This window comes from Pseudomonas putida, from assembly GCF_028682175.1.
In the GTDB taxonomy this organism is placed as follows: domain Bacteria; phylum Pseudomonadota; class Gammaproteobacteria; order Pseudomonadales; family Pseudomonadaceae; genus Aquipseudomonas; species Aquipseudomonas putida_AD.
On the sequence record NZ_JANHKS010000015.1, the window covers coordinates 106,724 to 120,090 of the forward strand.

A 13,367-nucleotide genomic window follows, 5' to 3' on the forward strand; every position below is an offset into this window, starting at 1 on the left:
ATGCACGCTCTACAAGCCAAGATCCTCGACCCACGCATTGGCGGCGAATTCCCGCTTCCGGCCTACGCCACCACAGGCTCGGCCGGCCTGGACCTGCGCGCCATGCTCAAAGAGGACACGGTGCTTGAGCCCGGCCAGACCCTGCTGATCCCGACCGGCCTGTCAATCTACATCGCAGACCCGAGCCTGGCCGCGCTGATCCTGCCGCGTTCGGGCCTGGGCCATAAGCACGGCATCGTGCTGGGCAACCTCGTCGGCCTGATCGACTCCGATTACCAGGGCGAGTTGATGGTCTCCTGCTGGAACCGTGGCCAGACCGCGTTCAAGATCTCCATCGGCGAGCGCATCGCACAGCTGGTACTGGTGCCCGTGGTTCAGGCGCACTTCGAAGTGGTTCAGGAATTCGACGAAAGCCAGCGTGGCGCAGGCGGTTTCGGACATTCCGGCAGCCATTGATCGTGCGGCACAATTCACTGGCAGGCCTGCCGATGAAGCCCTGAGCGGGCCTGGCAGGATGCAGAACACCTCATCCGCACCCGTAAGACCGAGCAGGGAGAGTCGAGTTTGAAAGGCATCAAACGCACAGCCAAAGCGGCCGCAGGCCAGGAAACGACTGATGCAACGGTCAAGGACGCCAACCTGAGCCTGGCAAGCCCGGGCCTTCTCCCTTCGCTCATCGGCATAGTGGCCGCCGGGGTCCTGGTCTGGCTCGGCCTGATGAGCCAGCCCCAGCAACAGGACCAGTTGGCCCAGGCCTGGGGCACCGCTCAAGCCGGCGCCATCGGCAAGGCCCTGCGCCAGATCAACGCCGGCACCCAGGCTGCCGCGCAGGACCCTGCATTGGGTGAAGCCCTGCAAAGCAACGACCCGGCGCGGATCGAAGCCGTCCAGAGTCAACTTGCCCACCGTGACAGCGTCATCGGCGCGCGCGTGAACCCCATCGGCTTCAACACCGTCGACAATCAGGGCGCCCTGCCGATCAGCTTCGCGACCCTGGACATGCTCGCCAAGGCCGCCAAAGGCGAGACGCCCACCCCCGAAGCCCGCAAGGTGGGCGACAACTGGGTGGTCTACAGCGTCGCACCGGTGCGCACTTCCGCCGATGCGCCCGTCACCGGCACCCTGCTGCTGGGTTTCAAACTGCAACGGCTGACCAACGCCCTGCCAGAGGCACCCGCCGACGTCGGCCAGATCGTGCTGAGCCAGCAGTTTGGCGATGCAGCCGCCCAGAGCTTCCTGACCCGCGGGCAAACCGATGGCGGCCGCCCGATCGAATTCGCCACCGGCTTCCCCAACTGGAAGCTGACGTTCGCCCCCGGCCCCGCCCTGGTGTCTTCACCGCCCTCGCTGATGTTGCTCCTGGCGGCGCTGGTGGCCATTGGCAGCGTGCTGTTGGGTCTGTACCTGAACGAAAGCGCGCTCAAGCGCCGGGTCAAGGCCGACGCCCGGCAGCTGGAACAACTGCTCGAAGAACTCTCGGGCGGCAAAGCCGTCAAAGCCTTCAGCCTCAGCCTGCCGGCCCTGAACAGCCTGGCGCAGAGCATGGCGCGGATCTCGTTGCGCACCCCGCCGACCCCGGTCGTCGCCAGCAACGGTTCTGCCGCGGCCCCGTCCATCTCGCCAGGCAGCAAGGCTGTCTTTACGTCGCAGGATGCCGATGACAGCGAGCTGACCGATCCACTGTTTCAGGACACAGACATTCTCGACCTCGATGTCATCGACGAGTCGCAGTTTCTGGAGTCGGAGCAATCCCACGCAATGAGCAGCACCGTTTCCATCGCACCTGCATTTCCGGACACCATCTTCCGCGCCTATGACATTCGCGGCATCGTCGGCGAAACCCTCAGCGGCGAAACCGCCTACTGGATCGGCCGCGCCATCGGTGCCCAGACCCAGGCACAGGGCGAACCCAACGTCAGCGTCGGCCGCGACGGTCGTCTTTCCGGCCCGGAGCTGGTGGCCCAACTGATCAAAGGCCTGTACGACAGCGGCTGCCACGTCAGCGATATCGGCCTGGTGCCAACGCCCGCGCTGTACTACGCCGCCAACGTGCTGGCCGGCCGCACCGGCGTGATGCTCACCGGCAGTCACAACCCCAAGGACTACAACGGCTTCAAGATCGTGATCGCGGGCGACACTCTGGCCAACGAGCAGATCCAGGCGCTGCACGACCGCATCAAGCGCAACAACCTGCCGCCGGCCAAGGGCAGCGTCAGCAAGGTCGATATTCTTGACCTGTACAAAGGCCAGATCATCAACGATGTGGTGCTGGCGCGGCGCATGAAAGTGGTGGTGGATTGCGGCAATGGCGCAGCCGGGGTCATCGCGCCCCAACTGCTCGAAGCCCTCAATTGCGAAGTCATCCCGCTGTTCTGCGAGGTCGACGGCAGCTTCCCCAACCACCACCCGGACCCGGGCAAACTGGAAAACCTCCAGGACCTGATCGCCAAGGTCAAGGAAACCGGCGCCGACGTGGGCCTGGCATTCGACGGCGATGGCGACCGCGTAGGTGTCGTCACCAACGCGGGCAGCGTCGTATACCCTGACCGCCTGTTGATGCTGTTCGCCCGCGATGTGGTCAAGCGCAATCCGGGTGCCGACGTCATTTTCGACGTCAAATGCACACGGCGCCTGATTCCGTTGATCCAGGAGTACGGCGGGCGTCCGGTGATGTGGAAAACCGGTCATTCGTTAATCAAGAAGAAGATGAAGGAAAGCGGCGCGCTGCTGGCTGGCGAGATGAGCGGCCACATCTTCTTCAAGGAACGCTGGTTCGGTTTCGACGACGGTATCTACAGCGCTGCGCGCCTGCTGGAGATACTCAGCCAGGAAAAACTCAGCGCTGAAGAGCTGTTCCAGACCTTCCCGAACGATCTGTCTACACCGGAGATCAACGTCAAGGTTACCGAGACCAGCAAATTCAGCATCATCCAGGCGCTGGAGCGTGATGCGCAGTGGGGCAACGCCAACCTGACGAGCATCGATGGCGTACGCGTCGATTATCCGAAAGGCTGGGGCCTGGTTCGGGCTTCCAATACCACCCCGGTGCTGGTATTACGCTTCGAAGCCGAGACCGAGGCCGAACTGCAACGGATCAAGGACGTGTTCCGCACCCAGTTGAACAACGTAGCACCGGACCTAGAACTTCCTTTTTGATCAAATTTTCTTCAGTGGAGCCCAAATGACCCTCGAACGTGATGCCGCAGCCAACGCCGCCAAGGTCCTTTCCGAAGCGCTGCCTTACATCCGACGCTTCGTCGGCAAGACGCTGGTGATCAAGTACGGCGGCAACGCCATGGAGAGCGAGGAGCTGAAAACCGGCTTTGCGCGCGACATCGTGCTGATGAAGGCCGTGGGCATCAACCCGGTCGTGGTTCACGGTGGCGGCCCGCAGATCGGCGGCCTGCTCAAGCGCCTGTCCATCGAGAGTCACTTCATCGACGGCATGCGCGTCACCGATGCCCAGACCATGGACGTGGTGGAAATGGTGCTGGGTGGCCAGGTCAACAAGGACATCGTCAATCTCATCAACCGTCACGGTGGCAGCGCCATCGGCCTGACCGGTAAAGACGCGCAACTGATCCGCGCGAAGAAGATGAACGTGACCCGCCAGACCCCGGACATGACCAAGCCGGAAATCATCGACATCGGCCACGTTGGCGAAGTCGTGGGCATCAACACCGATCTGCTGAACATGCTGGTCAAGGGTGACTTCATCCCGGTAATCGCGCCGATTGGCGTGGGCGCCAATGGCGAGTCCTACAACATCAACGCCGACCTGGTCGCGGGCAAGGTGGCCGAAGCGCTGAAAGCCGAAAAGCTGATGCTGCTGACCAACATCGCGGGCCTGATGGACAAGGAAGGGAAAGTATTGACCGGCCTGACCACCGAGCAGGTCAACGGCCTGATCGCCGACGGCACCATCTATGGCGGCATGCTGCCCAAGATCCGCTGCGCCCTTGAGGCCGTGCAGGGCGGCGTGACCACCTCGCACATCGTCGATGGCCGCGTACCGAACGCCGTGCTGCTGGAAATCTTCACCGACACCGGCGTCGGCACCCTCATCAGCAACCGCAAGCGCGCCTGATCGATCTCTAGACGGGTGAATCACTCGTAGCAGCACGGCTTGCCGGCGGGGGCGTCCTTGAGATCGACCCCGCCGGCAAGCCGTGCTGCTACGGGAGATGTTTGCAGCAGAAAAACCTACTGCGTCAGCAACTGCTGCAATCGCGCGCGGTCCTGCGCGAAATCGGCATCCGCCTGCTTGCGCGTGGTCTGGTACCGCAGGATGTCGACTTTGAGATTCTGCTGCTGGTCGCGCACATCGCTCATCTGATCGATCAGGCTTTGCGGAACCTGACGCCCCGCTCGCTCCTGATCGGCCGCCTGCCCCTGCAACACCCCTTGCTGGGTCGCCAGGTTCTGGATATTGCCCTGGGCCACGGAAATCAGCGTATCGAGCTCCGCCAGCTTGCGCGTGCGGGCACGGTCGACGTCCGCCACGCTGCTGTACAAGTGCAGCAACTGCGCATCGGCATCGGCCTGGACCTTGGCCGCCTGCGCAGCCGCCTGGGCCTCGCGCATTTCATCGGCGGTCGGCGCAGGGGGCACCACCTGGATGACCCGCCCGCGCTGGTTGAGCACCTCATAGCCCTTGCCGGAATACTCCGCCGGCACCTGACGGTCCATGACGGTCACGCCACGGCTGTCGATGTACCGGTAGAACATGATGCCCGGGCTGTCATCGGCTTGAACGCCTGCGATGCAACCGACACTCAGCAACAACGAAAGACCTACTGCGCCCGGCTTGAGCATAAAAATCCCGATCCTCTGACGACTCAGATTCCGTACTGAGCCCGGTACGCCTCAACGGCTGGCAGATGCTGCTTGAGCTGCGGATCGTCTGCCAGGAATTCCAGCACCTGATTCAACGACACGATGCTCACCACCGGAATACCGAAGTCACGCTCGACTTCCTGGATCGCCGACAGCTCGCCGTTGCCACGCTCCTGACGGTTCAGCGCGATCAGCACGCCAGCGGCATTGGCGCCCTGGGCCTTGATGATCTGCATGACTTCGCGAATCGCGGTGCCTGCGGTGATCACATCGTCGATGATGAGCACGTTGCCCGCCAGCGCAGCGCCTACCAGGCTGCCGCCTTCGCCGTGGTCCTTGGCTTCCTTGCGGTTGAAGCACCAGGGCGTGTCGATGTCATGCCGGTCGGCCAAAGCCACGGCTGTCGTGGCCGCCAGGGGGATACCCTTGTAGGCCGGGCCGAACAGGACATCAAAGGAAATACCGCTTTCAACCACGGCAGCCGCATAGAACTTGCCCAGTTGGGCAAGTGCCGAACCGCTGTTGAAGAGACCGGCATTGAAGAAGTAAGGACTGGTCCGTCCGGACTTCAGAGTGAACTCACCGAAGCGCAAAACCCCACGATCGATGGCAAAACGAATGAAATCGCGCTGATACGCATGCATGAAAAAAGCCCCGAATACCACGGATTTAGCTAATTAGGTAGAGCTCGGGTATCATACACGCACGTGATTTTTGGGGCCATTTATGCGGATCATCAGTGTGAACGTTAATGGTATTCAGGCTGCAGTCGAGCGTGGTTTGCTCAGTTGGCTGCAAGCCCAGAATGCCGACGTCATCTGCCTTCAGGATACCCGCGCCTCCGCCTTCGAACTGGATGACCCGGCCTACCAACTGGACGGTTACTTCCTTTATGCCTGCGATGCCGAAGTCCCCACTCAGGGTGGCGTGGCACTTTATTCGCGGTTGCAGCCGAAAGCGGTCATCAACGGTCTGGGCTTTGAAACAGCCGACCGTTACGGGCGTTACCTGCAGGCCGATTTCGACAAAGTCAGTATTGCAACTTTGCTGCTTCCTTCCGGGATGAACGGCGATGAAGACTTGAACCAGAAGTTCAAGCTCATGGACGACTTCGGCAAGTACCTGGACAAGCAGCGGCGCAAACGTCGCGAGTACATCTATTGTGGCTCGCTGTATGTGGCGCAGCAGAAGCTGGACATCAAGAACTGGCGCGACAGCCAGCAATCCCCGGGCTTCCTGGCGCCAGAGCGTGCCTGGATGGACGAGATTGTCGGCAACATGGGTTATGTCGATGCCCTGCGCGAAGTCAGCCGCGAAGGCGACCAGTACAGCTGGTGGCCGGATAACGAACAGGCCGAGATGCTCAACCTGGGCTGGCGCTTCGATTATCAGCTGCTGACCCCGGGCCTGCGCCGTTTCGTACGCAGCGCACGCCTGCCACGCCAGCCGCGCTTCTCGCAACACGCGCCGCTGATCGTGGACTACGACTGGACGTTGACCATCTGACGTTCAGTTGACCAAAAGAAAAGCCGACGTGAAGTCGGCTTTTGCTTGTCTGCACCCCGAGAACACCTCAACCCCGTAGCAGCACGGCTTGCCGGCGGGGGCGGCGTGTCAGGCGATGCATCTTTTGCTGATACACCGCTCCCGCCGGCAAGCCGTGCTGCTACGGGTGGGTGGGCAGCGGGTTACTTGATCAGCCGCCAGGTGAACGGGTAGCGATAGGCAACGCCGTCATTGGCCTTGATCCCGGCGATGATCGTCAGCACCAGTGCGCCGACGCCCACCAGCATCAGCAGCGGGAAGCCGATGACGATCACCATCAGCAGAAAGCAGATCATCGCTGCGATCGCCACGGTGATCTGGAAGTTGAGGGCTTCCTTGCCCTGGGCGTCGATGAAAGGGTCAGCCTCTTTCTTCAACTGCCAGACAATCAACGGCCCCAGCAGGTTGCCGAACGGAAAGATCAGGCCGAAGAACGCCGCAAAGTGGCACAACATGGCCCACTGGCGCACTTCCTTGCTCGGCACTGGCAACGGCGGTTGACTGTCGATCATCGAACATTCCCTTTTCAGATGGTGGTGAAACCCGAATCAGTCAGCCAGGGCGGCTTTCTGCAATTCGAAGATTTCGTTCATGCCTTTCTGGGCCAGCGCCAGCATCGCATTGAGATCCTGCGGCTGGAACGGCGCGCCTTCGGCGGTGCCCTGCACCTCGATGAAACCGCCGGTGCTGGTCATCACCACGTTCAGGTCGGTCTCGGCAGCGGAGTCTTCCAGGTAATCCAGGTCCAGCACCGGCTCGCCCTGATACATGCCCACCGAAACGGCGGCGATCATCTGCTTGAGCGGGTCGCCGGCTTTCAGGCCACCGCGCTTCTTGATGGTCTTGAGGGCATCGATCAGCGCCACCATGGAACCGGTGATCGAAGCGGTGCGAGTACCGCCGTCGGCCTGGATCACATCGCAATCAACGTACAGCGTGATGTCGCCCAGCTTGGACATGTCCAGGGCTGCGCGCAGCGAACGGCCGATCAGGCGCTGGATTTCCAGGGTCCGGCCGCCCTGCTTGCCCTTGCTCGCTTCACGCTGGTTACGCTCGCCCGTTGCGCGGGGCAGCATGCCGTATTCGGCAGTCAACCAGCCCTGGCCCTGCCCCTTGAGAAAACGCGGCACGCCGTTTTCGACGCTGACGGTGCAGATCACCTTGGTGTCACCGAACTCGACCAGCACAGACCCCTCGGCGTGTTTGGTGTAGTTGCGGGTGATGCGGATCGAGCGGAGCTGATCGGCAGCGCGACCACTTGGACGTTTCATCTGGGATACCTGTACTGAGACGGAAAACTTGGGTGCATTATAGAGGCGCAAGCTCACGCTGGGGCATCTAATGAGCCGTCGATGACCGCTGGCACGCTCGCGAAACGACAAAACCGAACGCCTCACACACCCGATGGCCAATTCCCACGGCAGTTGCGGCATTTGGACATTTGGGCGCGCGACCTGCTCTGCGCTACAATCTTGCGCCTTTATAGCCTGTCGTTTTCGCACGACATTCATTCGGGCAGATCACCGCCCCGAACAGGCTACCGCCAACGCCTGACTTTATAGAGGTACTTGCCATGGTGCACAGCATGACGGCCTTCGCCCGCGCCGAACGAGCCGGCACCCAAGGCACGCTGAGCTGGGAACTGCGCTCGGTCAACCACCGTTATCTCGAACCGCACCTGCGCCTGCCCGAAGCTTTCCGCGACCTGGAAGGCGCCGTTCGCGAAGCGCTGCGTCAAGGCCTGTCCCGGGGCAAGATCGAGTGCACCCTGCGCTTTACCGAAGAAAGTGCCGGCAAACCGCTGCAGGTGGATCGCGAACGCGCCAGCCAGTTGGTGGCGGCAGCCGAGATCATTGCCAGCCTCATCAAGCAGCCCGCTGCGCTGAACCCGCTGGAAGTCCTGGCCTGGCCGGGGGTTCTGGTCGGCGACGCCAGTGACCCGCAGGCGCTGAACAATGACGCCCTGGCGCTGTTCAACGAAGCGCTGGACGAACTCAAGGCCGGTCGCGCCCGCGAAGGTGCGGACCTGGCCAAACTTCTCGACGAACGGCTGACGTCCATCAGCACCGAGGTCGCTACCCTGCGCACCCTCGTGCCGCAGATGCTCGCCACCCAGCGCCAGAAGGTGCTGGATCGCTTCGCCGACATGAAGGCCGAACTCGATCCGCAGCGCCTGGAACAGGAAATGGTACTGCTGGCGCAGAAAAGCGACGTCGCCGAAGAACTCGACCGCCTGAACACCCACGTCACAGAAGTGCGTCGAGTGCTCAAGACCGGCGGACAGGCCGGGCGCCGGCTGGATTTCCTGATGCAGGAACTCAACCGCGAAGCGAACACACTGGGCTCCAAAGCCTTCGATCCTCGTAGCACCCAGGCTGCGGTCAACCTCAAGGTGTTGATCGAGCAGATGCGCGAACAAGTGCAGAACATTGAGTAAGGCCACCTCCGACATGACCCACAGCACCGGCACTCTTTATATCGTTTCCGCCCCTTCGGGCGCGGGCAAGACCAGCCTGGTCAAAGCCCTGATCGATGCCCAGCCGCAGATCCGCGTCTCCGTTTCCCACACCACCCGCGCCATGCGCCCGGGTGAAGTGGACGGTGTGAACTACCACTTCGTCGATCGCGTCGAGTTCGTGCAGATGATCGAGCACGGTGACTTCCTGGAGCAGGCCGAAGTCTTCGGCAACCTGTACGGCACCTCGCAAAGCCGCCTGCAGCAGACCCTGGACGAAGGCCACGACCTGATTCTGGAAATCGACTGGCAGGGCGCCGAGCAAGTGCGCAAACTGATGCCCCACGCCCGCTCGATCTTCATCCTGCCACCCACCCAGCAGGCCCTGCGCCAGCGCCTGACCAACCGTGGCCAGGACAGCGACGAGATCATCGAAGGCCGCATGCGCGAAGCCGTGAGCGAGATGAGCCACTACGTCGAGTACGACTACATCGTCATCAACGACGATTTCGCCACGGCGCTGGAAGACCTCAAGGCGATTTTCCGCGCCAACCTGCTGAGCCAGGAACACCAGCAGCAGCGTCATAGCCAGTTGCTGACACAATTGTTGGCATAAACACGCTACTGCCGTTCTGCTTACACCACGAACCTGTAGGAGCGCGCTTGCCCGCGATGGCGGTGTGTCAGGCAATGATTGTGTTGGATTGATTGACGCCATCGCGGGCAAGCGCGCTCCTACGGGGCCGGGCAAAGCATTGAAAACGTGTCAAAACCGACCGCTCGTGGCTTGCCGCTTGAAGCTTTTGCCTGTCCACTTGTAAACTACCGAGTCCGCTCGCCCATCCGGGCACCGCGCATACCGCATTTGCTACGAGGAATACCCATGGCCCGCGTGACCGTTGAAGACTGCCTGGAACATGTAGATAACCGCTTTGAGCTGGTCATGCTCGCCACCAAGCGTTCGCGTCAACTGGCTACCGGCGGTAAAGAGCCTAAAGTAGCCTGGGAAAACGACAAGCCTACCGTTGTTGCCCTGCGTGAAATCGCAGAAGGCCTGATGGACTACGCAGTCATTGCAGAAGCCGAAATCGTTGAAGATGAACCACTGTTCGCAGCGTTCGAGGACGAGTCCAACGAGGCCGTCTAAGCCTATGCCCGGTCGACGTAGCAAGGCGCAGGGTCACAGCCCTCGGCAAGGAGTCCTATCTTGCCGAGCATAGACGCCCTCGCCGATCGCCTCTCGACCTACCTCGGCACTGACCAGGTCAACCTGGTTCGCCGAGCGTACTTTTACGCCGAACAAGCCCACGACGGCCAACGCCGTCGCAGCGGTGAAGCCTACGTCACGCATCCGCTGGCGGTGGCCAATATCCTTGCCGACATGCACATGGACCATCAGAGCCTGATGGCCGCGATGCTGCATGACGTGATCGAAGACACCGGCATCGCCAAGGAAGCGCTGTGTGCGCAGTTCGGCGAAACCGTGGCCGAACTGGTCGATGGGGTCAGCAAACTGACCCAGATGAACTTCGAGACCAAGGCCGAGGCGCAGGCCGAGAACTTCCAGAAGATGGCCATGGCCATGGCGCGCGACATCCGCGTGATCCTGGTCAAGCTGGCCGACCGCCTGCACAACATGCGCACCCTGGAAGTGCTGTCGGGCGAGAAACGCCGCCGCATTGCCAAGGAAACCCTCGAAATCTACGCGCCCATCGCCAACCGCCTGGGCATGCACAGCGTGCGTATCGAATTCGAAGACCTGGGTTTCAAGGCCATGTACCCGATGCGCTCCACGCGCATTGGCCAGGCCGTCAAGCGCGCCCGCGGCAACCGCAAGGAACTGGTCAACAAGATCGAAGAGTCGCTGAGCCACTGCCTGGCGGTCGATGGCATCGAGGGCGAAGTCAGCGGCCGGCAGAAACACCTCTACGGCATCTACAAGAAGATGCGCGGCAAGCGTCGGGCCTTCAACGAGATCATGGACGTCTATGCGTTCCGGATCATCGTCGACAAGGTCGACACCTGCTATCGCGTGCTCGGCGCTGTACATAATTTGTACAAACCCCTGCCCGGCCGCTTCAAGGATTACATCGCGATCCCCAAGGCCAACGGCTACCAGTCGTTGCACACCACACTGTTCGGCATGCACGGCGTGCCCATCGAAATCCAGATCCGCACCCGGGAAATGGAAGAGATGGCCAACAACGGGATTGCCGCGCACTGGCTGTACAAGTCCTCTGGCGACGAGCAGCCCAAGGGCACTCACGCTCGCGCCCGCCAGTGGGTCAAGGGCGTGCTGGAAATGCAGCAACGCGCCGGGAACTCGCTGGAATTCATCGAGAGCGTGAAGATCGACCTGTTCCCGGACGAGGTCTACGTGTTCACGCCCAAGGGCCGGATCATGGAGCTGCCCAAGGGCTCCACAGCGGTGGACTTCGCCTATGCGGTGCACACCGACGTCGGCAACAGCTGCATCGCCTGCCGGATCAACCGCCGCCTGGCGCCGCTGTCCGAACCGCTGCAAAGCGGCTCGACGGTTGAGATCGTCAGCGCGCCGGGCGCACGACCCAACCCTGCCTGGCTCAATTTCGTGGTCACCGGCAAGGCGCGTACCCATATTCGTCACGCCCTCAAGCTGCAGCGCCGCTCCGAGTCCATCAGCCTGGGCGAACGCCTGCTGAACAAGGTGCTCAACGGCTTCGAAAGCAGCCTGGACAAGATCCCGCGCGAACGCCTGCAAGCGATCCTGGCCGAGTACCGGGTCGAGGTCATCGAAGACCTCCTCGAAGACGTCGGCCTGGGCAACCGCATGGCCTACGTCGTGGCGCGCCGCCTGCTGGCCAGCGAAGGCGAGGAGCTGCCAAGCGCCGAAGGGCCGCTGGCGATTCGCGGCACCGAGGGCCTGGTGCTCAGCTACGCCAAGTGCTGCACACCGATTCCGGGGGACCCGATCGTCGGCCATCTCTCGGCGGGCAAAGGCATGGTCGTGCACCTGGACAACTGCCGCAACATCAGTGAAATCCGCCACAACCCGGAAAAATGCATCCAGCTTTCCTGGGCCAAGGACGTCACCGGCGAATTCAACGTCGAGCTGCGCGTCGAGCTGGAACACCAGCGCGGGCTCATTGCCCTGCTGGCCAGCAGCGTCAACGCAGCGGATGGCAACATCGAAAAAATCAGCATGGACGAGCGCGATGGCCGCATCAGCGTGGTTCAACTGGTGGTCAGCGTGCACGACCGTGTGCATCTGGCCCGCGTGATCAAGAAACTGCGCGCCCTGACCGGCGTGATACGCATCACCCGCATGCGCGCGTAGCCAAACCGCCAACAGGAGTTTTTCATGAGCAAGACCGTCATCTCCAGCGACAAAGCCCCGGCCGCAATCGGCACTTACTCGCAGGCGATCAAGGCAGGCAACACTGTCTACATGTCCGGCCAGATTCCTCTGGACCCCAAGACCATGGAACTGGTCGAAGGCTTCGAAGCCCAGACCGTCCAGGTGTTCGAGAACCTGAAAGCCGTGGCTGAAGCGGCTGGCGGTTCGTTCAAGGACATCGTCAAGCTGAACATCTTCCTGACCGACCTGAGCCACTTCGCCAAGGTCAACGAAATCATGGGTAAATACTTCGAACAGCCTTACCCGGCACGCGCTGCAATCGGCGTCGCTGCCCTGCCACGTGGCGCCCAGGTTGAAATGGACGCCGTGCTGGTCCTCGAGTAAATCCCCTCGCGGAGCGCATCCACGCTCCGCTACCCCCGAGCAAAGAAAGGACTCCGCATATGCGTATCGCATTTGCCCTCTCGCTGCTGGCCGCGCTGTTGAGCGGTTGCGCCAGCCATTCCAACAAGACGCCCGACGGCGTCTGGATCAACCAGGCCGCCATCGATGCCGCTGCCGAAGGTGGCAACCTGCGCCAATCGCTGCTGGCGTATGGCCCGACGCTGGAATGGAACATCAATACGGCGGCAGGCCAGGCTACGTCCTATAACGGTTTCGAGCTGACCGAAGGCAAGATCGCCAAAGACCCCGAGGGTCTGTGGAAGGTCAATGTCTATGGCAGCGCCTCTGACGATCTGAAGCTCAAGGGCGATGAACTGGTGCAGAACGCCAGCGACACAGGACCCGAACAGCATTTCCGCCAACCCAAGGAAGCCGCACAGGCCGGCGCACAGCCGGGTGCAGCCTTCGAACGGGCGCTCTACACCGCCTATCTGGGTGGCAAGTGGAAAATCGTCAATGGCGAAGGTGAAGGCAGCATCGTCGAATTCCAGCCGGACGGTACCGTCAGCGGCCTGCCGGGCAATGACCGCTACGCGCTGTGTCTGGCCGGCGACTGCGCTGCCATGAGCGGCGAATACGACAGCATGTGGCTGGAGAAGAACGAGCGCGGTAATCCGTGGGTGTTCGTGCGCACGGGCAAGCAGCTGGAGATTTTCCAGGCGGTGAACAACGCCCAGCCAACCGAAATGCCCGACCTGCGTCCGGGCGAGCGGCATTGGGTGCTGGAGAAAAACTGATTCCCTCAGTCAC

At 61.8% G+C, this 13,367-nt stretch carries 14 protein-coding genes; 10 read left to right on the forward strand and 4 right to left on the reverse strand.

Features of this window, described 5'->3' with window-relative positions:
- The 3 genes from dut to argB all read left to right on the forward strand — a co-directional run bounded on the left by dut (position 1) and on the right by argB (position 4,087).
- Complete coding sequence (gene dut / locus NPS29_RS13355) at positions 1–456, forward strand: dUTP diphosphatase (protein WP_274133111.1); 456 nt, start codon at positions 1–3, stop codon at positions 454–456.
- 1,302 nt (positions 457–1,758) lie between these two features.
- The gene (locus NPS29_RS13360; RefSeq protein ID WP_274133132.1) at positions 1,759–3,156 is read left to right on the forward strand and encodes a phosphomannomutase/phosphoglucomutase; all 1,398 of its coding nucleotides are present in this window, start codon (positions 1,759–1,761) and stop codon (positions 3,154–3,156) included.
- A 25-nt stretch (positions 3,157–3,181) separates the two neighbouring features.
- A complete protein-coding gene (argB, locus tag NPS29_RS13365; protein ID WP_274133112.1) occupies positions 3,182–4,087 on the forward strand; it encodes an acetylglutamate kinase in 906 nt (301 codons plus the stop codon).
- A gap of 116 nt (positions 4,088–4,203) precedes the next feature.
- Here argB and NPS29_RS13370 read toward each other — a convergent pair whose 3' ends face one another.
- Positions 4,204–4,815: a DUF4124 domain-containing protein gene (locus NPS29_RS13370; RefSeq protein ID WP_274133113.1), complete on the reverse strand. Its 612-nt coding sequence runs from the start codon at positions 4,813–4,815 to the stop codon at positions 4,204–4,206.
- 23 nt (positions 4,816–4,838) lie between these two features.
- Entirely contained in the window at positions 4,839–5,480 is a 642-nt protein-coding gene (gene pyrE, locus NPS29_RS13375; protein WP_274133114.1) for an orotate phosphoribosyltransferase, read from the reverse strand.
- A gap of 82 nt (positions 5,481–5,562) precedes the next feature.
- Between pyrE and NPS29_RS13380 the strand changes: the two genes are divergently transcribed.
- Complete coding sequence (locus NPS29_RS13380) at positions 5,563–6,342, forward strand: exodeoxyribonuclease III (RefSeq protein ID WP_274133115.1); 780 nt, start codon at positions 5,563–5,565, stop codon at positions 6,340–6,342.
- 182 nt (positions 6,343–6,524) lie between these two features.
- Here NPS29_RS13380 and NPS29_RS13385 read toward each other — a convergent pair whose 3' ends face one another.
- Positions 6,525–6,893 (reverse strand): DUF4870 domain-containing protein, encoded by a 369-nt coding sequence (locus NPS29_RS13385; protein WP_274133116.1) that lies wholly within the window; start codon positions 6,891–6,893, stop codon positions 6,525–6,527.
- 36 nt (positions 6,894–6,929) lie between these two features.
- Positions 6,930–7,652: a ribonuclease PH gene (gene rph, locus NPS29_RS13390; RefSeq protein WP_274133117.1), complete on the reverse strand. Its 723-nt coding sequence runs from the start codon at positions 7,650–7,652 to the stop codon at positions 6,930–6,932.
- Positions 7,653–7,954: 302 nt separating this feature from the next.
- Here rph and NPS29_RS13395 point away from each other — a divergent pair, with 302 nt between their 5' ends.
- From NPS29_RS13395 to NPS29_RS13420, 6 genes are all read left to right on the forward strand, one after another.
- Positions 7,955–8,818, forward strand: a complete 864-nt coding sequence (locus NPS29_RS13395) for a YicC/YloC family endoribonuclease (RefSeq protein WP_274133118.1) — start codon at positions 7,955–7,957, stop codon at positions 8,816–8,818.
- A 13-nt stretch (positions 8,819–8,831) separates the two neighbouring features.
- Positions 8,832–9,452: a guanylate kinase gene (gene gmk, locus NPS29_RS13400; protein ID WP_274133133.1), complete on the forward strand. Its 621-nt coding sequence runs from the start codon at positions 8,832–8,834 to the stop codon at positions 9,450–9,452.
- Positions 9,453–9,719: 267 nt separating this feature from the next.
- Complete coding sequence (rpoZ, locus tag NPS29_RS13405; RefSeq protein WP_274133119.1) at positions 9,720–9,983, forward strand: DNA-directed RNA polymerase subunit omega; 264 nt, start codon at positions 9,720–9,722, stop codon at positions 9,981–9,983.
- A gap of 60 nt (positions 9,984–10,043) precedes the next feature.
- Positions 10,044–12,152 carry a bifunctional GTP diphosphokinase/guanosine-3',5'-bis pyrophosphate 3'-pyrophosphohydrolase gene (spoT, locus tag NPS29_RS13410; RefSeq protein ID WP_274133120.1) on the forward strand — a complete coding sequence of 703 codons (2,109 nt, stop codon included), beginning with the start codon at positions 10,044–10,046 and terminating at the stop codon, positions 12,150–12,152.
- A gap of 24 nt (positions 12,153–12,176) precedes the next feature.
- The gene (locus tag NPS29_RS13415; RefSeq protein WP_274133121.1) at positions 12,177–12,557 is read left to right on the forward strand and encodes a RidA family protein; all 381 of its coding nucleotides are present in this window, start codon (positions 12,177–12,179) and stop codon (positions 12,555–12,557) included.
- Between the two features lie 59 nt (positions 12,558–12,616).
- Positions 12,617–13,354 carry a hypothetical protein gene (locus NPS29_RS13420; RefSeq protein WP_274133122.1) on the forward strand — a complete coding sequence of 246 codons (738 nt, stop codon included), beginning with the start codon at positions 12,617–12,619 and terminating at the stop codon, positions 13,352–13,354.
- The last annotated feature ends 13 nt before the right edge of the window (positions 13,355–13,367 follow it).

Coding starts and splice junctions, on each gene's coding strand:
- dut (WP_274133111.1), top strand. CDS start 1: ATGCACGCTCTACAAGCCAAGATCCTCGACCCACGCATTGGCGGCGAA.
- NPS29_RS13360 (WP_274133132.1), top strand. CDS start 1,759: ATGAGCAGCACCGTTTCCATCGCACCTGCATTTCCGGACACCATCTTC.
- argB (WP_274133112.1), top strand. CDS start 3,182: ATGACCCTCGAACGTGATGCCGCAGCCAACGCCGCCAAGGTCCTTTCC.
- NPS29_RS13370 (WP_274133113.1), bottom strand. CDS start 4,815: ATGCTCAAGCCGGGCGCAGTAGGTCTTTCGTTGTTGCTGAGTGTCGGT.
- pyrE (WP_274133114.1), bottom strand. CDS start 5,480: ATGCATGCGTATCAGCGCGATTTCATTCGTTTTGCCATCGATCGTGGG.
- NPS29_RS13380 (WP_274133115.1), top strand. CDS start 5,563: ATGCGGATCATCAGTGTGAACGTTAATGGTATTCAGGCTGCAGTCGAG.
- NPS29_RS13385 (WP_274133116.1), bottom strand. CDS start 6,893: ATGATCGACAGTCAACCGCCGTTGCCAGTGCCGAGCAAGGAAGTGCGC.
- rph (WP_274133117.1), bottom strand. CDS start 7,652: ATGAAACGTCCAAGTGGTCGCGCTGCCGATCAGCTCCGCTCGATCCGC.
- NPS29_RS13395 (WP_274133118.1), top strand. CDS start 7,955: ATGGTGCACAGCATGACGGCCTTCGCCCGCGCCGAACGAGCCGGCACC.
- gmk (WP_274133133.1), top strand. CDS start 8,832: ATGACCCACAGCACCGGCACTCTTTATATCGTTTCCGCCCCTTCGGGC.
- rpoZ (WP_274133119.1), top strand. CDS start 9,720: ATGGCCCGCGTGACCGTTGAAGACTGCCTGGAACATGTAGATAACCGC.
- NPS29_RS13415 (WP_274133121.1), top strand. CDS start 12,177: ATGAGCAAGACCGTCATCTCCAGCGACAAAGCCCCGGCCGCAATCGGC.
- NPS29_RS13420 (WP_274133122.1), top strand. CDS start 12,617: ATGCGTATCGCATTTGCCCTCTCGCTGCTGGCCGCGCTGTTGAGCGGT.